Annotated in this window: 19 protein-coding genes; 10 read left to right on the top strand and 9 right to left on the bottom strand. The window is 60.6% G+C overall.

Going from position 1 to position 20,871, the window contains the following annotated elements; genetic code table 11:
- Nucleotides 1-4: 4 nt before the first annotated feature.
- Genes moaD through ACURWW_RS11440 form a run of 5 tightly spaced genes read right to left on the bottom strand, consistent with a single transcriptional unit; the run spans nucleotide 5 to nucleotide 3,358 of the window.
- Nucleotides 5-259, bottom strand: coding sequence for a molybdopterin converting factor subunit 1 (moaD, locus tag ACURWW_RS11460; RefSeq protein ID WP_445616796.1), 255 nt, complete (start codon nucleotides 257-259; stop codon nucleotides 5-7).
- Between the two features lie 13 nt (nucleotides 260-272).
- Nucleotides 273-749: a cyclic pyranopterin monophosphate synthase MoaC gene (gene moaC, locus ACURWW_RS11455; RefSeq protein ID WP_445616795.1), complete on the bottom strand. Its 477-nt coding sequence runs from the start codon at nucleotides 747-749 to the stop codon at nucleotides 273-275.
- 21 nt (nucleotides 750-770) lie between these two features.
- Nucleotides 771-1,910 carry a succinyl-diaminopimelate desuccinylase gene (gene dapE / locus ACURWW_RS11450; RefSeq protein WP_445616794.1) on the bottom strand — a complete coding sequence of 380 codons (1,140 nt, stop codon included), beginning with the start codon at nucleotides 1,908-1,910 and terminating at the stop codon, nucleotides 771-773.
- Between the two features lie 16 nt (nucleotides 1,911-1,926).
- Nucleotides 1,927-2,958, bottom strand: a complete 1,032-nt coding sequence (gene dapD / locus ACURWW_RS11445; RefSeq protein WP_445616793.1) for a 2,3,4,5-tetrahydropyridine-2,6-dicarboxylate N-succinyltransferase — start codon at nucleotides 2,956-2,958, stop codon at nucleotides 1,927-1,929.
- Between the two features lie 55 nt (nucleotides 2,959-3,013).
- A complete protein-coding gene (locus ACURWW_RS11440) occupies nucleotides 3,014-3,358 on the bottom strand; it encodes an ArsC family reductase (protein WP_445616792.1) in 345 nt (114 codons plus the stop codon).
- 948 nt (nucleotides 3,359-4,306) lie between these two features.
- Here ACURWW_RS11440 and ACURWW_RS11435 point away from each other — a divergent pair.
- Nucleotides 4,307-4,651, top strand: a complete 345-nt coding sequence (locus tag ACURWW_RS11435; protein ID WP_445616791.1) for a hypothetical protein — start codon at nucleotides 4,307-4,309, stop codon at nucleotides 4,649-4,651.
- Here ACURWW_RS11435 and nth read toward each other — a convergent pair.
- Genes nth through map form a run of 4 tightly spaced genes read right to left on the bottom strand, consistent with a single transcriptional unit; the run spans nucleotide 4,648 to nucleotide 10,131 of the window.
- Entirely contained in the window at nucleotides 4,648-5,346 is a 699-nt protein-coding gene (gene nth, locus ACURWW_RS11430; protein WP_445616790.1) for an endonuclease III, read from the bottom strand. The two genes, ACURWW_RS11435 and nth, sit on opposite strands and share 4 nt — an antisense overlap.
- Complete coding sequence (gene dapC, locus ACURWW_RS11425; protein WP_445616789.1) at nucleotides 5,343-6,542, bottom strand: succinyldiaminopimelate transaminase; 1,200 nt, start codon at nucleotides 6,540-6,542, stop codon at nucleotides 5,343-5,345. The genes nth and dapC overlap by 4 nt, the downstream gene beginning before the upstream one ends.
- Nucleotides 6,543-6,579: 37 nt before the next feature.
- Nucleotides 6,580-9,291 carry a [protein-PII] uridylyltransferase gene (locus ACURWW_RS11420; protein ID WP_445616788.1) on the bottom strand — a complete coding sequence of 904 codons (2,712 nt, stop codon included), beginning with the start codon at nucleotides 9,289-9,291 and terminating at the stop codon, nucleotides 6,580-6,582.
- A 60-nt stretch (nucleotides 9,292-9,351) separates the two neighbouring features.
- The gene (gene map / locus ACURWW_RS11415; RefSeq protein WP_445616787.1) at nucleotides 9,352-10,131 is read right to left on the bottom strand and encodes a type I methionyl aminopeptidase; all 780 of its coding nucleotides are present in this window, start codon (nucleotides 10,129-10,131) and stop codon (nucleotides 9,352-9,354) included.
- Between the two features lie 442 nt (nucleotides 10,132-10,573).
- Between map and rpsB the strand changes: the two genes are divergently transcribed.
- From rpsB to bamA, 9 genes are all read left to right on the top strand, one after another.
- Nucleotides 10,574-11,335 carry a 30S ribosomal protein S2 gene (rpsB, locus tag ACURWW_RS11410; protein ID WP_445616786.1) on the top strand — a complete coding sequence of 254 codons (762 nt, stop codon included), beginning with the start codon at nucleotides 10,574-10,576 and terminating at the stop codon, nucleotides 11,333-11,335.
- A gap of 132 nt (nucleotides 11,336-11,467) precedes the next feature.
- Entirely contained in the window at nucleotides 11,468-12,343 is an 876-nt protein-coding gene (tsf, locus tag ACURWW_RS11405; protein ID WP_445616785.1) for a translation elongation factor Ts, read from the top strand.
- A gap of 79 nt (nucleotides 12,344-12,422) precedes the next feature.
- Nucleotides 12,423-13,148, top strand: a complete 726-nt coding sequence (gene pyrH, locus ACURWW_RS11400) for a UMP kinase (protein ID WP_445616784.1) — start codon at nucleotides 12,423-12,425, stop codon at nucleotides 13,146-13,148.
- A gap of 18 nt (nucleotides 13,149-13,166) precedes the next feature.
- A complete protein-coding gene (frr, locus tag ACURWW_RS11395; protein WP_445616783.1) occupies nucleotides 13,167-13,724 on the top strand; it encodes a ribosome recycling factor in 558 nt (185 codons plus the stop codon).
- A 174-nt stretch (nucleotides 13,725-13,898) separates the two neighbouring features.
- A complete protein-coding gene (uppS, locus tag ACURWW_RS11390) occupies nucleotides 13,899-14,633 on the top strand; it encodes a polyprenyl diphosphate synthase (RefSeq protein WP_445616782.1) in 735 nt (244 codons plus the stop codon).
- Nucleotides 14,626-15,465 carry a phosphatidate cytidylyltransferase gene (locus ACURWW_RS11385; RefSeq protein ID WP_445616781.1) on the top strand — a complete coding sequence of 280 codons (840 nt, stop codon included), beginning with the start codon at nucleotides 14,626-14,628 and terminating at the stop codon, nucleotides 15,463-15,465. Before uppS ends, ACURWW_RS11385 begins: the two co-directional genes overlap by 8 nt.
- Nucleotide 15,466: 1 nt before the next feature.
- Complete coding sequence (ispC, locus tag ACURWW_RS11380; RefSeq protein WP_445616780.1) at nucleotides 15,467-16,660, top strand: 1-deoxy-D-xylulose-5-phosphate reductoisomerase; 1,194 nt, start codon at nucleotides 15,467-15,469, stop codon at nucleotides 16,658-16,660.
- Between the two features lie 11 nt (nucleotides 16,661-16,671).
- Nucleotides 16,672-18,015, top strand: coding sequence for an RIP metalloprotease RseP (gene rseP, locus ACURWW_RS11375; protein WP_445616779.1), 1,344 nt, complete (start codon nucleotides 16,672-16,674; stop codon nucleotides 18,013-18,015).
- A gap of 187 nt (nucleotides 18,016-18,202) precedes the next feature.
- Nucleotides 18,203-20,830, top strand: a complete 2,628-nt coding sequence (gene bamA / locus ACURWW_RS11370) for an outer membrane protein assembly factor BamA (RefSeq protein WP_445616778.1) — start codon at nucleotides 18,203-18,205, stop codon at nucleotides 20,828-20,830.
- The last annotated feature ends 41 nt before the right edge of the window (nucleotides 20,831-20,871 follow it).

The following is a 20,871-nucleotide window of genomic DNA, read 5'->3' as shown; positions in this document are numbered from 1 at the left end:
TCCACTAACCGCCGGTCACCGGAGGGAAGAAGGCAATTTCGTCTTCATCTGCGATGGTTGTCTGCAGGGAGGCTACAGCCTGGTTGACGGCCACCAGAACCGTCTCATCCTGAAGGGCTTTTTGCCACTGTTCGCCGCGTTTGCAGAGCACCGCCAACAGATCTTCTATGGTCTGGATATCAGCATCCAGCTCGAGGCGCTCCTGTTGGCAGTCGAGCGCTTCCCGAAGGCGAGCGAAGTACCAGATGTTCACAGCCATAGTGCCCTCCCGATCAATTTGCGCGCCAGCCACCGGACTTGCCGCCGGTTTTCTCCAAAAGCCGCACATCGCTGATCACCATGCCTTTGTCCACGGCCTTGCACATGTCGTAGACCGTCAGTGCCGCGACGGAAGCGGCGGTGAGCGCTTCCATTTCGACGCCTGTACGTCCTGCGAGTTTGCAGCGCGCTTCAATGAGCACGCTATTGGTTTCCGTGTCCGGCTGCAAGTCGACCTTGATTGAGGTGAGCATCAAGGGATGGCAGAGGGGGATGAGGTCCGCGCACTTTTTTGCAGCCTGAATGCCCGCGATCCGGGCAACCGCCAGCACATCGCCCTTCTTGTGGCCCCCGTCAATAATGAGGCGCAGGGTTTGTGCCTGCATCTGCACCCGCGCTTGCGCCAGTGCTTCCCGTTCAGTCACATCTTTCGCCCCCACATCCACCATCTGGGCGTTGCCTTGGGAATCGATATGAGTGAGTTCCTTCATGAGATCGGCCCGCCGATTGGTTCAGGGTGTGAGCAACAGGTTCTGCAAACAGCGTTCGTAAATGCGCGAGAGTGTCTCCAGATCCTCCACCGCCACACACTCATTGAGCTTGTGGATGGTGGCATTACAGGGCCCGAATTCAATCACCTGAGCCCCGCTGGGCGCGATGAAACGACCGTCCGAGGTTCCGCCACTGGTGGACAGTTCCGGCATCAGCCCGGTTTCCGCTTCTATGGCGGAACTGACCGCATCGGTGAGGGTTCCGCGCTCCGTGATAAAGGGCTGCCCGCTCAGCTCCCAGCGCAGCTCGTAGTCGATATCGAATTTGTTCAGAATGGCTTCGGTCCGTTCACGCAAAACTTCTTCCGTCACCTCCGTGGAGAAGCGGAAGTTGGTCCGCAGGTGCACGGTGCCAGGAATGACATTCGTGGCCCCGGTACCGCCGTTGATGTTGGATATCTGAAAACTGGTGGCAGGGAAGTACTCGTTGCCGTGATCCCAGTGTTCGGTGCTGAGGGCGGCCATGGGAGCCGCAACCCGGTGGATGGGGTTGTCCGCCATATGGGGGTAGGCGATGTGGCCCTGCTGGCCCTTCACGGTCAGATCACAGTGCAGTGACCCGCGCCGGCCGTTCTTGATCGTGTCTCCAAACCTTTCGCCGCTGGTGGGTTCGCCGATGATGCACCAGTCAATTCGGGTTCCTTCTTCTTTCAGCCACTCCACGACTTTCCGGGTTCCGTTCTGGGCTGGACCCTCTTCATCGCTGGTGAGGAGAAATGCGATGCGGCCTGAATGATCCCCGTGTTCCGAGATGAATCGTTCACAGGCCGTTACCATGGCTGCCAGACTTCCCTTCATGTCCGCCGCGCCGCGGCCGCGCAGATGACCGTCCTCAATGGTGGGCTCAAAGGGAGGTGAGCGCCATTGGTCCAGCGGACCGGTGGGCACCACGTCCGTATGGCCGGCAAAGGCCAGCAATGGACCGCCATCCCCGCGCACCGCCCACAGATTGCTCACGTCGCCGAAGGGCAGCATCTGGCAGCGAAAACCGAGGGCGCTCAGGCGCTCGGCAATCAGGTCGAGGCAACCCGCGTCCTCGGGTGTGACGGAAGGGCGTCGGATCAGCTCGCAGGCCAGTGCGAGCGTGGCGGATTCAGTCAAAGGGTGTGCTCTCCGTTCAGTTGTTCGCGTGCAGTTCTTCGTTCAGCTCGAAGGCCGAGCGGTGGGTTTTGCACTCCACGGCACCGGTCTGGGAATTGCGCCAGAACAGCAGATCGGATTGGCCCGCCAGTTCCCGGGCCTTCACCTGGCCGGTTACCTTGCCGCCCGAGTCCAGCATGGTCACCTTGGTGCCTGCCGTAACGTAAAGACCTGCCTCCACAATGCAACGATCGCCCAGGGGAATGCCAATGCCGGCATTGGCACCGATGAGGCATTCCTTGCCGACGCCGTTCACCAGTTTGCCACCGCCCGAGAGAGTGCCCATGGTGGAGCTGCTGCCACCAAGATCAGAGCCCGCGCCAATCATCACCCCGGCGGAAATTCGCCCCTCGATCATTCCGGGGCCTTCGGTTCCCGCATTAAAATTCACAAACCCTTCGTGCATCACGGTTGTGCCTTCGCCCAGGTGGGCGCCCAGGCGCACACGGGCGGTGTGGGCGATGCGCACCCCACCGGGAACCACGTAGTTGCTCATTTTCGGGAATTTATCCACACAAGCCACTTCCAGCACCTCGCCGTTCAGACGGGCCTGCAGTTGGCGCTCGGGCAACTCGCGAACATCGATGGCTCCCTGGTTGGTCCAGGCCACATTGGGCAGCACCCCGAACAGCCCGGTGAGATTGGTCTCATGGGGCTTCACCAGTCGGTGCGACAGGAGGTGCAGCTTGAGGTAGCCTTCGGGCACACTGGTAGGGGCCTCATCGCTCGCCAGTATAGTGGCGACCGTCGGCCGCTTGCTGGTTTCCATTTGCCGGGCCAGCGCGGCTGTTTCCGGGTCGATGGCCTCAAGCGCGGAGGCCAGCTTGCCCAGTTTCTCAGTATCCAGCGCAATGGCCTGGTTGCCGCTGGTGTAGCCCAGCGCGCTGCAGACTGCATCCCCGAGTTGAGCGTCCGGGCTCAGCAGCGGGCGCGGATAATAGACTTCCAGCCATTCACCGGCGGAGTTGTGCGTGCCGATTCCCAGGGCGAAGCTATAGAGTTGGGGCATGACGAGATCCTGTGAGTAAATGATTAAGTGACTGAATCTTCGGTAAGTTGGCGGCTCAGGCGAACAGCGCGGTATAGCGCTGCTGATCGAAGCCCACCATGCGCTGCTGACCTTTTTCCAGCAGCGGACGCTTGATCAGCGTGGGATTATCGAGGATGAGCTGCACTGCGGATGACTCATCCACGGCGGAGCGTTCCGCTTCCGACAGGTTCTTCCAGGTGGTGCTGCGTTTATTGATCAGGACATCCAGGCCCAGGTCCCCGATCCACTCCTGAACCTGAGGTGCGCTCAGTCCGTCGGTGCGAAAGTCGTGGAATCGAAACTCAACGTCCCGGGATTCGAGCCAGCGTCGGGCCTTTTTGACTGTGTCGCAGTTGGAGATGCCGTAAAGGGTAATCATGTGGGGAGCTCTTCTGAATTCTGACAAACCGCGTCGGGAGCCGGCGCCATCTGTGGCGAGCACCGATTTCCTGGCCGTGCCCTGAAAGGGACGCAAAGGATACCAGAATCACCCGCACGATAGGACCCGGTCGGCTGGAGGCAGCGATGAAGTGCCACCGAATCCGGGACAGGGGGGGAGTGCCACCGAATCCGCTCCGGCAGGGGAGCGGCTGCTGTGACGGTCGCAAGCCTTCCCTCTGACCGGGCGCTGCGGAACTCGCCATCCAAGGCTCAGACAGTCCTCGCGAAAACTCCCGGCCAGAGGGAAGGCTTCAACGCGCCCTGATTGTCACCGCAACCGCTCCCCTGCCGGCGCTCGCTTCTGCTTGATTCCCACCTTCGGACAAAAGGATCACGATTAATACGTTGGTACGTTAAAGCAACCCGCCACGGCACCGCGTACAAGCTCCGGCCACGGCACGATGCGAGGCCGGAGGCGCGCCCACCCTTCGGATCAATCAGAACGTGCCTTTCCGAGGCGAAAAAGTCAGGGTAGTCGCGAGGACTGTCTGAGCCATGGATGGCGAGTTCCGCAGCGCTGGCTTTTTCGCCTCGGTTACGTTCGATCCGAAGGGTGGGCGGGCCTCCGGTCGGATTCGCTGGCACAATTCGCAAAAGTGAAATGCCACCGAATCCGCCCGACAGGGGAGCGGTTGCTGTGACGATCGCCCCCTCTGACCGGGCGCTGGCTCTAGACGTTCGATTCCGAAGGGTGGGCGGGCCTCCGGCCGGATTCGCTGGCACAAACAAAAAATTCAAGCAGTCGACCCAGGCGGGTGTGACTTACTGGACAGATTCAGAGCTGAGGAACTAGAATCTGGTGTCAGGGCTCCAGTGAGCTCGTGTAAAGGAACGTCATTGCGGTCCCGGACCGCAATGCGCGTCTGCCAATCAGGATGGAGTCCGTATGAAGCTATCAATTCTTTCTCGCCTCAAAAACACCCACTCTGCCCGCACCGGGGAAACCTTTCGCATCGTATTCTGGGGCGAACTGCGTCCCGGCAGCGAGCGCGACCAGGTGGTGGAAGCGTTCATGAGCATTTTGAAGATGGCGAACCGGCCACGGATACTGAGAATGTTCTCCGGCTACCCCGTTGTTTTGGGGGAAAACCTCTCGCTTTCCCGTGCCCATCGAATGATCGGCCAACTCCGAGACGCCGGCGCAGTGTGCCGCCTGGAGAGTGAGCGGGAAGTGGTTCCGGGGCAGTCGAGCTATCTCCAGCAGGATTTTGGAGCAGCGGTGCTGCCTTAAGCCTTGCGCGTTTTCTTGGGGCGCTTTCGGTTCGGATAACAGGTGCGGCAGATCTCGCACTCCATTCCGTCGCAGCCGCGGGCCGAGCAGTGTTCCCGCCCATAGTAAATAATCTGCAGGTGCAGGCGGTTCCAGCTGTCCTCCGGGAACAACCGCTTCAGATCCTTCCCCGTTTGCGCCACGCTCTTGCCATTGGTCAATCCCCAGCGCTGCGCTAGCCGATGAATGTGGGTGTCTACCGGAAACGCCGGTTGACCGAAGGCCTGGCTCATCACCACACTCGCCGTCTTGTGGCCCACACCCGGCAGTGATTCCAGTGCTTCCATGTTCGCCGGCACCTCGCCTCCAAACTCCTCCATGAGAATCTTCGACAACTCGGAAATCGCCTTGGACTTCTGAGGCGAGAGCCCGCAGGGGCGGATGATTTCCCGGATTTTGCTGACCGGGACCCGGGCCATGTCCTTCGGGTTATCCGCGACCGCGAACAGCGCGGGAGTAATCTGATTCACACGCTCATCGGTGCACTGGGCGGACAGCAGAACCGCGATGAGCAGTGTGTAGGCGTCCTTGTGGTGCAGTGGAATGGGCGGGTCCGGGTACAGCTCCTGGAGCCTTTCCCGCACGTAGGCCGCGCGCTCCAGCTTGGTGGGATTCCTGATTGCGGTGGGTGTCTCCACAAATTCGGTCGTAGTCATAAGCTGTCGATGAAATTCCGAATACGACGGGCCGCTTCAGTGCATTCGCCCGGTTCGGCCACCAGGGCTATGCGCACATGGCTTTGCCCGGGGTTGGTGCCCTCCCATTCCCGCGCGATGTAGGAACCCGGCAGGACAGTGACCGCCTGCTGGTGGTAGAGGTCCCGGGCAAAGAGCTGGTCGTCCTCGGGAGTATTCAGCCACATGTAGAACCCGGCCTCGGGTTTGCGGACCGAAATGCTGGGCGAGAGGATCTCCAGTACCTCCGCGAATTTTTGTCGGTACAGGGCACGATTTTGCCGCACGTGTTCCTCGTCGCTCCAGGCGCAGGCGCTGGCAATTTGCATGGGCAGGCTCATGGCGCAACCGTGGTAGGTGCGATACAGCAGGAAGTCCTTGAGAATCTTTGCATCGCCCGCCACAAAGCCCGACCGCAGCCCGGGCAGGTTGGAGCGCTTGGAAAGGCTGTGAAAAACCAGGCAGCGGCTGAAGTCGTGGCGGCCCATCTCCGCGCAGACCTGGAGCAGGCCCACCGGCGGCTCTTCTTCGTCGAAGTAGATTTCCGAATAGCATTCGTCGCTGGCAATAATGAAGTCGTGCCGGTGCGCAAGCTCGATAAGGGTCTGCAATTGTTCCCGCGGCAGAACTGCACCTGTCGGGTTGCCCGGCGAGCACAGGTAGATGAGCTGACAGCGTTCCCAGACTGAAGGTTTAACGCTCCCGAAGTCCGGCAGGTAATCGGTGTCCGCTCCGCAGTTGATCAGGTGCAGGCCCGCGCCGGCCAGGAATGCCGCCCCTTCGTAGATCTGATAGAAGGGGTTCGGGGACAGCACCAGCGCCTCGGGTCCGCGTTGTACTGCGGCCTGGGCGATGGCGAAGAGCGCCTCGCGGGTTCCGTTGACGGGAAGGATCTGGGTTTCCGGGTCGGGAGGGCATCCGTCGAGCCTGAATCGCCGGGTGAGCCATTGCGCGATCGCTTCCCGCAGCTCCAGGGAGCCTTTGGTACTGGGGTAGACCGCGATCTTGTCCAGGTTGTCCTGCAGCGCATCGAGCACGAAACGGGGCGGCTGGTGCCGGGGTTCACCAATGGACAGGGCAATGTGGGGCAGGTCGGCGGGAGGCGTTCCGGCCTGGGCCTTCAATGCACTGAGCTTTTCAAAAGGGTAGGCCTGCAGCTTTTGTAAATCGTTGTTCATTCGTTCTTCTGTCGGTGTTATTGCGTTTCAAGGGGAGTCACATGCGACTCGCGTGTTTGCTCTCTTCCACGTGTTCATCCAGCTGCCGGCAGATTTCCCGCTGCAGGTCGGAGCACAGTTGGGGATCGCTGAGGGGCTCGCCGTTTTCATCGGTGATGTAGAAGACGTCTTCAACGCGCTCGCCCAGAGTGGTGATCTTTGCGTTCTGCAACTGGATGTCGAACTCGATGAACACCCGCCCCATGCGCGCGAGCAGGCCGGGGCGGTCCGGGCTGATGACCTCCAGCACGGTGTAGCCGCTGGAGATGTCGTTGTTGATGCTGGTGCGGGTCGGCATGGAAAAATGTTTCAGCTGCCGCGGTGTGCGGCGGTGAATCACGCTCGAGTAATGCTCGGCGAGGCTCAACTCCTCCAGCAGGGCTTTGTGGATCCGCTTCAGGCGGCCGGGGTCGTCGCCGATGGGCGAGCCGTGCTGGTCCAGCACATAGAACGTGTCCACCGTGTAGCCGGATTGGGTGTGGTAAATGCGGGCATCTTGAATGCTCAGGTTCAGCTGGTCCAGGCAGGTGGCCGCTGCCGCGAAAACATTTTTGCGCTCGCGAGCGCGGATAAAAATCTGGGTGGCGCCGTCGTGGTCCGGTGCGGTGGTGGTGTCGATCAGGATCAGCGGCTCGTCGCCCTCGTGTTTGGCGATGGCCGCGGTGTGCCAGGCGATATCCAGATGGCTCTCGCGCAGAAAATAGTCTTCATCCATGTCCTTCCAAATGGCGCGCGCTACCGTCTCATCCAGCCCTTTTCGCTCCAGCTTGTGCAGGGCCGCGTCCTGGGTTTCTTCGATGATGTCCTGCTTGTCCACCGTGTTCTCCAGGCCGCGCCGCAGGGCGCGCTTGGTTTCCAGATACAGCTGGCGCATGAGGCTGGCACGCCAGCTGTTCCAGATGTCCGGGTTGGTGGCATTCATGTCCGCCACGGTGAGCGCATAGAGGTAGTCCAGATGCAGTTGATCGCCGACCTCGAGGGCAAAGTTATGGATGACGTCTGGGTCGCTGATGTCCTGTTTCTGGGAAACCTGGGACATGAGTAGGTGCTTTTCCACCAGCCAGCACACCAGCCGGGTCTCGCGGGGCGAGAGTCCGTGGCGTTCGCAAAAGCGGCGGGCGTCCACCGCCCCGAGGACGGAATGATCGCCCCCACGGCCTTTGCCGATGTCGTGGTACAACCCGGCAATGTACAGCAGCTCATGTTTGGGCAGGCGCTTCATCACGTGCACGGCCACGTCGAATTCGTCCTGGGCGCTCGGGTGGCGGAACCTGCGCATGTTGTTCACCACCAGCAGGGTGTGGGCATCCACCGTATAGATATGGAAAAGGTCGTGCTGCATCTGGCCCGTCACCTGACCAAACTCGGGCAGGTAGCGGCCCAGAATGCCGTAGCGCTTCATGCGTTTGAGCTGGGTGAACAGCCCATAGGGGCAGCGCAGCAGCTCCATGAACAGTTGCTGGTTCTCGGGGTCATCCCGAAACTCGTCATCGATGCGGTCGCGGTTCTCTCGCATCAGGCGGATGGTGGAGGCGCGCGGGCCGCGAATCTCCGGGTTGTTGCCCATCAGGACAAAGATTTCCAGCAGGGCGGAAGGAGCTTCTTCGAAGACTTTTACGTGGGTGACCTCGATGTAGCCGTCCCGGAGCTGAAAACGCTCATTGATGGGGGTGACCTGCTTGCTCTGACCCTTCTGCAGAATCGCTTCGTCCAGGAACTGCATGAGGACTTCGTTGAGTTCCCCCAGCGCCAGAGCTATGCGGTAATACCAGTGCATGAACTGCTCGACCGCCAGGCGCTCGGGGGTGTCCTGGTAGCCGAACAGGGTGGCGAGCTCGCGCTGATAGTCGAAAAGCAGCCGCTCCTCGGGTCGTCCCGCCAGCATGTGCAAACCGTAACGGACCTTCCAGAGGAACTCCTCGCCGGTTCGCAGGATGGCGAATTCCGCGTCGGTAAAAAAGGCCTGGCCCTCCAGTTGCCGGAGCGTTCTCACCCCGAAAAAGCGCTTGGCCACCCAATTGATGGTCTGGATGTCCCGCAGGCCCCCCGGAGCGTTCTTGATGTTGGGCTCCAGGTTGTACTCGGTGTTGTTGTGCTTGTTGTGGCGCTGGATCTGTTCGTCCCACTTGGCCCGGAAGAACCGGTCGGCCGGCCACATGTGCTCCGGGGCGCTGAGCTCCACCAGGCGCTGGCGCAGGAAATCGGGGCCGACGATGGTGCGGCATTCCAGGATATTGGTGGCTACAGTGATGTCGTCGCGGGCGATGTCCAGGGTCTGGTCGATGGTTCGCACGCTCTGCCCCACCTCCAGGCCGATGTCCCAGAGCAGGGTGACGAATCGCTCGATGCCCCGCTGGTAGGCTTCACTGGGCTCCCGGTCCAGAAGCACCAGCAGATCGATGTCCGAGTGGGGGTGGAGTTCACCCCGGCCGTAGCCGCCGACGGCGATTAGGCTCACCGGGGCGTCCGCGGGTTCGCCCCAGTCAAACTGATACCAGGCGTAGTGAACGATGCAGTCCACGAACAGTGCCCGATCGTACACCAGGGCGCGGATATCCTCTCCTTCCCGAAACCGGCGGTTGAACTGGGTATTGGCCGCGCTGATGGCGTCCTTGAATACGGTCAGCGGGTTCCCCGAAGCCAGAGCCTCGCGGAAACGGCTCTGGTCGAAGAAGAACAGCGGACGTTCGAAGTAGGGGATGGAGGACATAAGGGGCACGCCACGATTTCATGCGGGACGCCACGCGCCCCAAGGGCCAGCGCCCGGCTTTCAGGCGCCGGTGTAAAAGGGCTCGTCGGAGCGAGCGGTGAGAACCTCCACTCCGTCGCCGGTCACGGCCAGGGTGTGTTCCCACTGGGCGGACAGTCGTCCGTCCCGGGTTTCCACGGTCCAGCCGTCCCGCTTGAGTTTGGTCTGGTGCTTGCCGGCGTTGATCATGGGCTCGATAGTGAAGGTCATGCCTTCCTGGAGCGTGAGGCCGGCCCCGGGCTTGCCGTAGTGCATGACCTGCGGCTCCTCATGGAAGACCCGGCCCGTGCCGTGGCCGCAGTAGTCGCGCACCACGGAGTAGTAGTTGCTTTCGGCGTGCTGCTGGATAACGTGGCCGATGTCGCCCAGCGTGGCGCCGGGGCGAACCACTTCAATTCCCTTGTACAGGCATTCCTGGGTGATCTTCACCAGGCGCTCGGAGTGGGGCGCCGGCTCGCCGGCGAAGAACATCTTGCTGGTATCCCCGTGAAAGCCCTCGTAGATGACGGTCACGTCGATATTGATGATGTCCCCGTTTTTGAGCACCTTCTTCTCCGAGGGGATGCCGTGGCAAACCACCTGGTTTACAGAGGTGCAGACGGCCTTGGGGAAGCCGCGATAGCCGATGCAGGCCGAGACCGCGCCTTCAGCCTGAATCATCTCGTTGCAGAGTTCGTCCAGGCGGGCGGTGGTGACGCCGGGCTGGACGTACTCACCGATTTGCTCAAGCACCTTGGCGGCGATACGGCCGGCCTTGCGCATGATCTCGATCTCTTCGGGCGTTTTGATGGATACGGACATATAAATGGTCAGCTTGCGTTGAGTCTACGGGCCGGCGATCCCGGCGTGAAGTTGGCGTATTGTAAACTACTCGGGGCCGGAATGATGCGGCGGGCCGGTCCCGTCGATTTTCCCCGGGTCGAAGCTGAGCCCCGGCAAGGGTGCGCCGGGCAGGGCCCGGCAATGACCCATTGTCAGCGCATCTGCCGTGGCCTTCCGGGTGGCTCCGCGATGATTCTTTCTTTATCGCCCCGGGCTTTTGTGGTATAAAGCGCGCGCCGAAATGCGAGCTCGCAGACCGGCACTGAACCGGCCAACCGGCCACTCAACGCACTACCTAACGTCACACATACACCGTCACATGTATCTGGGTGCCTCGCGGGAGCGGTATGTTCCCGAAGCGCTACGCTTTTCGAGGTTGATATATGGGGTGTATGGAGGCCTAACCCAACAGGAAATGACTATGACTTCAGTAAGCATGCGCGAAATGCTGCAGGCGGGCGTCCATTTCGGACACCAGACCCGTTATTGGAACCCGAAGATGCGCGAATTCATCTTTGGCGCCCGCAACAAGATTCACATCATCAACCTGGAGCAGACCGTTCCGGCGTTCAATACCGCTCTGGATGTGGTTGCCAATATGGCGGCCCAGAAGAAGAAAATCCTTTTCGTGGGCACCAAGCGAGCTGCCCAGAAAATCGTCAAAGAGCAGGCAGAACGCGCCGGTCAGCCTTTTGTAAGCCACCGCTGGCTCGGCGGCATGCTGACCAACTACAAGACCATTCGCGGTTCAGTCCGACGCTACCGGGAGCTGGAAACCCAGAGTCAGGACGGCACCTTTGACCTGCTGACCAAAAAAGAAGCCCTGATGCGCACCCGCATGATGGAAAAGCTCGAGCGCTCCATCGGCGGTATCAAGGACATCGGCGGACTGCCGGACATCCTCTTCGTGGTTGACGTTGAGCACGAGCGAATTGCGATTCAGGAAGCCAACAAGCTGGGCATTCCCGTGATCGGTATCGTGGATACCAACAGCGATCCCGCCGGCATCGACTACGTGATTCCCGGGAACGACGACTCCATTCGCGCCATCAAACTGTACGTCACTGCCGTAGCGGATGCCTGCATCGAAGGTGCCCAGCGCGCCCAGGCTCCCGCTGCGAAGGATGAGTTCGTCGAGGTGAGTGGGGACCAGGACGCCGAAACCGAGAGCAAGGCGGGCTGAATCCCGGCACCACCACGCAGCACAGCAAAAAGGGGGCGTTGGCCCCCTTTTTTTCCAATGAAAGTGATCAATTCATTCGGAGGGCCGGCTGGCGCTCCGATCCAAATCTGAATAGCAAACGAGGAAAGAATCATGGCAGCGATTTCTGCTTCGATGGTAAAAGAACTGCGCGAGCGCACCGGCCTCGGCATGATGGAGTGCAAGAATGCGCTGGTGGAAGCCGATGGCAACATCGACGTGGCCATTGACAACCTGCGCAAGGCCAGCGGCCTGAAAGCGGCGAAGAAGGCGGATCGCACTGCGGCTGACGGTGTAGTGGCTGTACGTCTGGCGGACGACGGAAGTTACGGCGTCATGGTGGAAGTGAACAGTGAAACCGACTTCGTGGCTCGCGACGACAACTTCATGGGCTTTGTGGCCAAGGTTACCGACAAGGCCTTCACCGACAAGCAGGTGGACGTGGCGGCCCTCATGGAGGGTGAACTGGAAGAACAGCGCCAGGCGCTGGTCCAGAAGATCGGCGAGAACATCGGCGTGCGCCGCGCCTTGAACATGACAGCTGAAGGTGGCGTGATCGGTTCCTACGTACACTCCAACAACCGCATCGGGGTCATGGTTCAGTTGAAAGGCGGCAGTGCGGATCTGGCTCGCGACATCGCCATGCACGTGGCTGCGGTCAACCCGCAAGTGGTCAATCCCGCTGACATGCCCGCCGATGTTGTGGCGAAGGAAGAGGAAATCATCAAGGCCCAGCCGGACATGGCAGGCAAGCCGGACAACATCGTCGAGAAGATGATGCAGGGCCGCATCAACAAGTTCCTGAAGGAAAACAGCCTGACCGAACAACCGTTCGTAAAGGATCCCGACATGACTGTGGGCAAACTGGCCAAGGATGCCGGAGCCGAGATCGTTGCCTTCGCGCGATACGAAGTGGGTGAGGGTATCGAGAAGGAGGAAGTGGACTTCGCTGCGGAAGTGGCGGCCCAGGTGAACGCCTCCAAGCAGTAACCCGTAGCTTGCGGGGGCGGGCACGGGTCCGCTCCCGATTGCTGATTTAATCCCCCCTTATCCAGCGCGGAGCCGGTCAATGTCCCAGACCCGAGACAAGAAATACAAGCGAATCCTGCTAAAACTCAGCGGCGAAGAGCTGATGGGATCCGAAGGGTTTGGGATCGACCCGAAAGTGCTGGATAAGATGGCTCTGGAAATCGGCCAGTTGGTGGGGATCGGCGTTCAGGTGGGGCTGGTCATCGGCGGCGGCAACCTGTTTCGCGGGGCAGCACTGAATGCCGCCGGACTCGACCGGGTGACGGGCGACCATATGGGAATGCTGGCCACTGTGATGAATGCGCTGGCCATGCGCGATGCCCTGGAGCGCTCCAATATCTCGTCTCGCGTTATGTCCGCGATTCCCATGAGTGGAATCGTCGAGCACTACGACCGGCGCCAGGCCATTCGCTTTCTCGGCGAGGGCGACGTGGTAATTTTCTCCGCGGGTACGGGTAACCCCTTCTTTACCACGGATTCCGCGGCCTGTTTGCGCGGCATCGAGGTGGAGGCGGACCTGGTACTCAAGGCCACCAAAGTGGATGGCGTCTACACGGCTGATCCCATGAAAGACAGCAGTGCGACCAAGTACGAGACCCTCACCTATGACCAGGTTCTGGACAAGAAGCTGGAAGTGATGGACCTCACGGCCATTTGCCTGTGCCGGGATCACAATATGCCGGTACGGGTCTTCAAAATGAACAAAGCAGGCGCGCTGCTGAACATCATCGTCGGCGCGGATGAAGGCACATTGATTCAAGCATAATTGACTGGAGAAGTTGCGATGATCGAGGACATCAAAAAGGACGCGGAAACGCGCATGAAAAAAAGCCTGGATTCGCTGGCGACGCACTTCAACAAGATTCGCACCGGTCGGGCCCACCCGAGCATTCTGGACGGGATCATGGTGAGCTACTACGGTAACGATACGCCGCTGACCCAGGTGGCCAACGTAACCATGGAAGATGCGCGTACACTGGCGATCAACCCCTGGGAAAAATCTCTGGTCCCCGACATTGAGAAGGCGATCATGAAGTCCGACCTCGGACTGAACCCCAGTACCACGGGCGGTCTTATCCGGGTACCCATGCCGGCTCTGACCGAGGAGACCCGCAAGGGCTTCATCAAACAGGCCCGTACCGAGGCGGAAACAGCGCGGGTGTCGATCCGGAACATCCGGCGCGACGCGCTTGCTCAGGTCAAGGACCTGCTCAAAGAGAAGGAAATCAGCGAGGACGACGATCGCCGCGCGCAGGATGAAGTACAGAAGCTGACCAATAAATACATTGACGAAGTGGACAAGCGGCTCGGCGAGAAAGAAACCGACCTGATGGAAATCTAGTCCGTCCTTTCCCTATGGCAGTTTGATGGCGCAGGGACCGCCGCCCCCGCTTGCGCTCCGTGCGCCGTCACCCGTTTGTGTTTCAAAGTTGATCGACATAAAAGATCAAAACGATCAAAACCAAACGACGTTGAAAACCATACGTAAAAAACCAGAGTAGTTGGAGTGAATCCCGTGGAGTCTGAAAACGCGCTCAGGCACATTGCCATCATTATGGACGGCAATAGCCGCTGGGCAAAAAAACGCGGGATGGTTCACGTGAGAGGACACAAGGCCGGCGTCGAGCGAATCCGGGACATGCTCACCGTGTGTCGCGACGAAGGTGTTGAAGCCCTCACCCTTTTTGCGTTCAGCAGCGAAAACTGGCGGCGACCGGCTCGTGAAGTGGACGCGCTCATGAACCTTTTCCACAATTACCTCACCTCCGAATCCCCACGCCTCAAAGAGGAAGGCATCCGCCTGCGTGTTATCGGCGGACGCAGCCGGTTCAATCACAAGGTTCTTACCGCCATTGAAAACGCCGAGGAGCTCACTCGCGAGGGCAGCACCCATCTGGTGATTGCCGCTGATTACGGTGGCAAGTGGGACATTGCCAACGCGGCTCGCACACTCGCCACAAAAGTGCAGAACGGTCAGATGGCGGTGGAGGACATCAACGAGGATGCGTTGGAAGCCGAACTCTCGCTGGCCGACCTGCCGCCGCTGGATCTGCTGATCCGCACCGGTGGGGAGGTTCGGATCAGCAACTTCCTGCTTTGGCAGGCGGCCTACGCGGAGCTGTATTTCAGCCCTCAGCTCTGGCCGGATTTTTCTCCCGAGAACCTGGGCGATGCAATCTCTGAATTCCACCGCCGGCAGCGCCGGTTCGGTCAGACAGGCGATCAGGTGCGGGGTGCGTCCGGTGCTTAAACAACGGATTCTGACTGCAGTCGTACTGGGCTTCGGCGTACTGGCTGCGGTTTTTTATCTGCCCTTGTCAGTGTTCATGCTGGTGGCGGCCCTGGCCTTCTTAGTGGGTGCCTGGGAATGGTCCCGGCTGGCCCACTTCTCCGGGGGCGGGCGGGTCTTGTTTGCCTTGGGTTTTGCCGGCGTGTTCCTGATTACCGGCTGGGGGCTCGGCTTTCTGCGTTTACCCGCGGAGATGGTACAAAACCGGCTCGCCGTTGTAGCGGCGCTGGCGACACTTTGGTGGGCCTTCGCGACCTGGCTGGTGGGCCGTTATCCGGACCATGCCACGCTCTGGTCCCGGCGCTGGGAGCAGACTCTCATGGGTGTGCTGGTGCTTGTACCGTCCTGGGCCGCCCTTGTGTTTCTGCGCGGGCAGCCCGGTGGTGAGTGGCTGATTGTCATTCTCGTCGCCAGCGTGGTCTGCGCCGACACGGGAGCGTTTTTTGTAGGGCGTCGCTGGGGCAGGAACAAATTGGCTCCGCTGGTGAGCCCCGGCAAATCCAAAGAGGGGTTCTATGGCGGCTTCGCGTGCAGTGCCCTGCTCGCCATTATTCTCGTGCTTGCCTATGGTCGCGGGGTGCAGGACTGGTGGCTGCTGGCCCTGGTGGTGCCGGCGAGCCTGGCCTCGGTGATGGGAGATTTGCTGGAAAGCATGCTCAAGCGCCAGCGTGGGATCAAAGACAGCGGCAGCATTCTGCCTGGCCACGGCGGCGTGCTGGATCGCATCGACAGCATTACGGCGGCGGCACCGGTGTTTGCGCTGGCCTACGCTCTTACCGGCTGGACGCTCTGAGATGAATCCCCAGTTGGTTACAGTACTCGGCGCCACGGGTTCCATCGGTGTCAGCACCCTGGACGTACTGGCGCGCCACCCGGAACGATTTCAGGTTTTCGCGTTGACCGCCAACACCCGCTCCGACGTGCTGTTGGAGCAGTGCATGGCCTGCAAGCCGCGCTATGCGGTGATGCGGGATGGGGCAGCGGCAGAAGCCCTGCAACAGAACCTCAGGCGCCGGGGGTCGGACACCCAGGTCCTGTCCGGTGAGCAGGGGTTGATCGAGGTCGCCGCCCACCCCGATGTGGACACGATCATGGCTGCCATTGTGGGTGCAGCGGGGCTTTCAGCCACGCTGGCTGCAGTGCAGGCGGGCAAGCGCGTTCTGCTGGCCAACAAGGAATCACTGGTCATGGCCGGCGCCCTGTTCATGAGCGCCGTGCGGCAACATGGCGCTACCCTGCTGCCCATCGACAGCGAGCACAACGCTATCTTCCAGTGTCTTCCACCCGGTTTTCAGGGGCTGGAGGAGGCAGGCGTGCGGCGCATCCTGCTGACCGGGTCCGGCGGCCCGTTCCGCAACACGCCTCTGGCGGACCTGGCTGCGGTTACCCCGGCCCAGGCCTGCAAGCATCCCAACTGGTCCATGGGGCCCAAGATCTCCGTGGATTCGGCCACCATGATGAACAAGGGGCTGGAGTTTATCGAGGCGTGCTGGCTTTTCGATGCTGCGCCATCCCAAATTGAGGTGGTGGTCCACCCGCAGAGCATGGTGCACTCCATGGTCGAATACGTGGACGGATCGGTGCTGGCCCAACTGGGCAACCCGGACATGCGAACCCCTATTGCCCACGCCCTGGCCTGGCCGGAGCGTATCGCGTCCGGCGTCAGCGCCCTGGACCTGCTGAAGCTCGGCCCCCTGGAATTTACCGCGCCTGACCTGGATCGCTTCCCGTGCCTGCGGCTGGCCATGGAGTCGGTGCGGGCCGGCGGCACCGCTCAGGTGATCCTGAACGCCGCCAACGAGGTGGCAGTTGAGGAATTTTTGGCCGGGAGACTGTCGTTTACCGCTATTCCCGCTATCATCGAAGAAGTGCTGGAACGCTCGTCTCTGGTTGAACCCAGCAGTATCGAGGTGGTCCAAAGCGCCGACGCGGACGCCCGCTCCCTGGCCCGCGAGCTGCTCCCATCGGGAACGGCTGGCAAGAACTAAGGCTCTACGGCATGTTTGGTGGTTTAGAAACAATTCTCTGGTTCCTGGTCGCGCTGATCATTCTGGTCACCATCCACGAATTCGGTCACTTCTATGTTGCACGCCGCTGCGGTGTGCGCGTGTTGCGGTTCTCCATTGGCTTCGGCAAACCCCTCTGGTCCTGGCATGACAAGAGCGGCACGGAGTACACCATCGCCCCCATCCCCCTCGGCGGTTACGTAAAGATGCTGGACGAGCGGGAAGGGGAGGTGAAGCCCGAGGATCTGCCCTTTGCATTTACCCGCAAATCCGTGTGGCAGCGCATCGCCATTGTAGCTGCCGGCCCGGTAGCCAACTTCATTCTCGCTGTTCTGCTGTTCTGGGCTCTTCTGATTCCCGGTACCGCCGACTTTGTGCCCATTGTGGGCGAGGTGGAAGAAGGCTCTATCGCCGATGCGGCTGGCCTCACCCAGGGTCAGGAGATCGTGGCGGTGGACGGGCAGCCCACCCCGACCCGCCAGGCCCTCAGTCGCCAGCTCATCGACCGCCTGGGCGAGACCGGGACCATGAGGTTTGCCGTCAAGTACCCGGATTCGCACCTGGTGTACACCTCCAGCGCTCAAATCGAGGGCTGGCTCAAGGGCACCGAGGAGCCGGACGTTTTCGCGGGCATCGGCCTCGACCTGCAGGCACCGCCGGTGGTGGTGGGTGAGTTGCTCGATGGCAGTCCGGCGGCCGCGGCAGGGTTTGCTGCCGGTGACCGCATCCTGGCCGCCAACGACACCCCGGTTGAGGACTGGACCCAGTGGGTGGAGTTTGTAAGCGCGCGTCCCGGGGAGACTCTGGACATCCTGGTAGAGCGCGATGGCCGCGAACTGACCCTGCAGGTGACCCCGGATGCGGAACAGGGGCCGGAGGGAGAAGCCGTCGGCAAAATCGGGATGGCGGGCCAGTGGCCGGAGGAATACATCCGCCGCTACGAGTATTCTCTGCCCGGGGCCTTCGCGAAGGCTGCCCATCAGACCTGGGATACCTCGGTCTTCATCCTCGATTCCGTGAAGAAGCTGATCCTCGGTGAGATCTCCACTAAAAACTTGAGCGGGCCTATCACCATTGCTAAAGTGGCGGGCTCGTCCGCTGACGCCGGCTGGATGAGTTTTGTGAGCTTTCTGGCATTGCTGAGCGTGAGTCTCGGCGTGTTCAACCTGCTGCCCATACCCGTCCTGGACGGCGGCCACCTGGCCTATTACCTGGTCGAGGTGGTGAAAGGAAGCCCGGTATCGGAGCGTGCCCAGATGCTCGGCTACCAGGTCGGCCTTCTGGTGGTTGTCAGCATCATGATTCTGGCGCTCTACAATGACGTCATGCGGCTTTGAATACAGCTGAGGCAGCGTGTTGGGCCTCCGATTCGAGCCGCGACCTATAAGAACGAGGCATAGCTCGCCAGAAAAAGGCAATCATTAGTGAACAAGTAAGACCAAACTCCATAGTGCTGCAGGAATATCCCGGCCGCCCGTCTCCGCGATCATCCAACGCCCCCTGCTAGAAGACCTGAACTGATTTATGAAGCGAATTCTTTGCCTGTTGTTATTGAGTCTGTCCATGCCCCTGCTGGCGCAGAACTCGCCGTCACCGGAGCGTTTCCAGGTGACCGATATTCGCGTCGAGGGCCTGCAGCGCGTTTCCGCTGGCACCGTTTTCGCCGCTCTACCCATTCAGGTCGGGGACGTTGTTTCCCAACGGACCCTGGGCGATGCAACCCGTTCCCTGTTCCGGACCGGCCTGTTCGGCAACATTGAGATCGGCCGCGATGGAGGCGTTCTCGTCATTGCTCTCAGCGAGCTCCCCGCAATCAGCGAAATCAACATCGATGGCAACAAGGCCATCAAGACCGAGGACCTGATGCGCAGCCTGGCCGATAACGGGCTGGCGGAAGGGCAGATCCTCAAGCGTGCGACACTTGAAGGCATGGCCCAGAGCCTTGCCCGCGAATACGTGAAGCAGGGGCGCTATGGCGCCTCGGTGGACACGGAAGTGATCGACCTGCCCAACAACCAGGTGCGGCTCAATATCAACGTGGACGAGGGTCGTGAAGCGCGGATCAAGCACATCAATATCGTCGGCAATGAGGCCTTTGACGATGAGGAGCTGCTGGATCTGTTCGAAATCCAGACCACAGGCTGGCTGTCCTGGTTGAGCGGCAATGACAAGTACGCCAGCGAAAAGCTCACGGGGGACCTGGAGCGGCTGGAGTCCTACTATCGGGATCGCGGCTATCTCGAGTTCAACATCGACTCCGCGCCGGTTTCCATCAGCCCGGACCGGGAGGCGGTGTACATCACCATCAACATCACGGAAGGCGACGTCTACACCGTCAATGAGGTGAATCTGGCGGGTGATCCGGTCCTTTCCGAGGAGGAGATCCGGCGCTACATCGTCATTCGCCCGGGCCAGACCTTCTCCCAGTACCTGATGACCACCTCGTCCGAGTACGTGACCCAGCGGCTCGGCAATGAGGGCTACACCTTCGCGGAAGCGCGGGGCATCCCCGAGCCGAACGAAGAGGACAAAACGGTCGACATCACCATGTACATCGATCCGGGTCAGCGGGCCTACGTGCGCCGGATTGAATTTCGCGGCAACACCCAGACCGCCGACGAGGTGCTGCGCCGGGAAATGCGTCAGATGGAAGGGGCCTCCGCATCCACGGCAATGATCGAACAGTCCAAAGTGCGTCTGGAGCGACTCGGCTATTTCCGGGAAGTGGAAGTGGAAACCACCGAGGTGCCCGGTACATCCGATCAGATCGACGTGACCTACACCGTGGAGGAGCAGCCCAACCGCACGATGAACTTCCAGGTGGGTTACTCCCAGGGGTTTGGCGCCGTAATCGGTACCAGTTTCACGGATCAGAACTGGTTCGGCACAGGCAAGCGGGTGGAGTTCGGCATCAACAAGAACGTCTATCAGACCTCTGTCAATTTCGGCTACACCGATCCTTACTTCACCGAGGACGGCGTCAGCCGGGGTTTCTCGGTGTTCTACCAGGAAACCGATTACGAAGAGTTCAATGTGTCCGCCTCGAAAACCGACCGCTACGGAGCGTCCGTGAACTTCGGCTATCCGTTGTCGGAGGTTTCCAGAATCGGCTTCGGCTTCGGCTACACCCATCTGACGCTCAGTGAGGACGACTATCTCTCGCAGGAATATCTGACCACGCCGCGGCTGTTCAGCGGTTTCCCCAATCAGCAGTACGTGGACCAGAGCGAGTGGACGGAGTACCTGGAGTTTGTATCCGATCCCGACAATGATCCCGCGGATTTCGCCTTCAACCCGGTACCGGTGTCAGAGGGTGACCCGGTCCTGGGCACCACGCCTTCGGGCTTTATCGATCTCAATGGCGATGAGTTCGACTGGCTGAACACTCGCCTGTCCTGGGTCAGATCCACCCTGAATCGCGGTGTGCTGCCCACCCGCGGTGCCCATCAACAGCTCTCCCTTGATGTGGCCCTGCCTGGCGGTGACCTCGAGTTCTTCAAGCTGCGCTACGAAGGGCAGGTCTTTCAGCCGCTCACGGACAGCCTGACCCTGCGCCTGCGCACAGAGCTGGGATATGCGGATTCCTACGGTGATCTGACTGACGTTCCGCCCTTCGAGCACTTCTACGCGGGTGGCTTCGGGACGGTGCGCGGCTTCGAGCGCAACACCCTCGGCCCGCGCAGCTCGCCGGCGCGCCGTCTGAACTATGAATTCGTCGACACCGATGGCGATGGTGAGCGGGAGCTGACCTATTTCCGCTGTGACGAGGCGGGCGCTCCTTACTGTAGCGCCGACGAACTGGGTACTCTGGCGGATCAGGTGGTCGGGCGCTACGACCGGGCAGCGGGCGGTAACGTTCTGATCACCGCTAGCGCGGAGATTCTTTTTCCACTACCCTTTGTCAAAGACCAGCGCTCGGTCCAGTCGGCGTTTTTCATCGACGCGGGCAACGTCTTCGATACCAACTGTACCGAGGGTCAGTTCAATTGTGTCGAGGACATAACCTTCGACGGCCTGAGTGCTTCGGCGGGTATTGGCATCACCTGGGTATCGGGAATGGGGCCTTTGACTTTCAGTATTGCCCGCCCTCTGCAGCAGCAGGAGTTCGATGAAGAGGAATTCTTCCAGTTCTCCCTCGGTACCTCTTTCTAGCCGTCGGCTTTGTCAGCGGCAAGCTGAAAACGGCTTATTTT

This window comes from Gilvimarinus sp. F26214L (assembly GCF_054401055.1).
Note: the sequence above shows the minus strand (reverse complement) of the source record. Positions and strands in the feature narration are given on the sequence as shown.

Excerpts from the sequence above, each read along its gene's own strand:
- moaD (WP_445616796.1), bottom strand. The coding sequence starts at position 259 with ATGGCTGTGAACATCTGGTACTTCGCTCGCCTTCGGGAAGCGCTCGAC.
- moaC (WP_445616795.1), bottom strand. The coding sequence starts at position 749 with ATGAAGGAACTCACTCATATCGATTCCCAAGGCAACGCCCAGATGGTG.
- dapD (WP_445616793.1), bottom strand. The coding sequence starts at position 2,958 with ATGCCCCAACTCTATAGCTTCGCCCTGGGAATCGGCACGCACAACTCC.
- ACURWW_RS11440 (WP_445616792.1), bottom strand. The coding sequence starts at position 3,358 with ATGATTACCCTTTACGGCATCTCCAACTGCGACACAGTCAAAAAGGCC.
- ACURWW_RS11435 (WP_445616791.1), top strand. The coding sequence starts at position 4,307 with ATGAAGCTATCAATTCTTTCTCGCCTCAAAAACACCCACTCTGCCCGC.
- nth (WP_445616790.1), bottom strand. The coding sequence starts at position 5,346 with ATGACTACGACCGAATTTGTGGAGACACCCACCGCAATCAGGAATCCC.
- dapC (WP_445616789.1), bottom strand. The coding sequence starts at position 6,542 with ATGAACAACGATTTACAAAAGCTGCAGGCCTACCCTTTTGAAAAGCTC.
- ACURWW_RS11420 (WP_445616788.1), bottom strand. The coding sequence starts at position 9,291 with ATGTCCTCCATCCCCTACTTCGAACGTCCGCTGTTCTTCTTCGACCAG.
- map (WP_445616787.1), bottom strand. The coding sequence starts at position 10,131 with ATGTCCGTATCCATCAAAACGCCCGAAGAGATCGAGATCATGCGCAAG.
- rpsB (WP_445616786.1), top strand. The coding sequence starts at position 10,574 with ATGACTTCAGTAAGCATGCGCGAAATGCTGCAGGCGGGCGTCCATTTC.
- tsf (WP_445616785.1), top strand. The coding sequence starts at position 11,468 with ATGGCAGCGATTTCTGCTTCGATGGTAAAAGAACTGCGCGAGCGCACC.
- pyrH (WP_445616784.1), top strand. The coding sequence starts at position 12,423 with ATGTCCCAGACCCGAGACAAGAAATACAAGCGAATCCTGCTAAAACTC.
- frr (WP_445616783.1), top strand. The coding sequence starts at position 13,167 with ATGATCGAGGACATCAAAAAGGACGCGGAAACGCGCATGAAAAAAAGC.
- ispC (WP_445616780.1), top strand. The coding sequence starts at position 15,467 with ATGAATCCCCAGTTGGTTACAGTACTCGGCGCCACGGGTTCCATCGGT.
- rseP (WP_445616779.1), top strand. The coding sequence starts at position 16,672 with ATGTTTGGTGGTTTAGAAACAATTCTCTGGTTCCTGGTCGCGCTGATC.
- bamA (WP_445616778.1), top strand. The coding sequence starts at position 18,203 with ATGAAGCGAATTCTTTGCCTGTTGTTATTGAGTCTGTCCATGCCCCTG.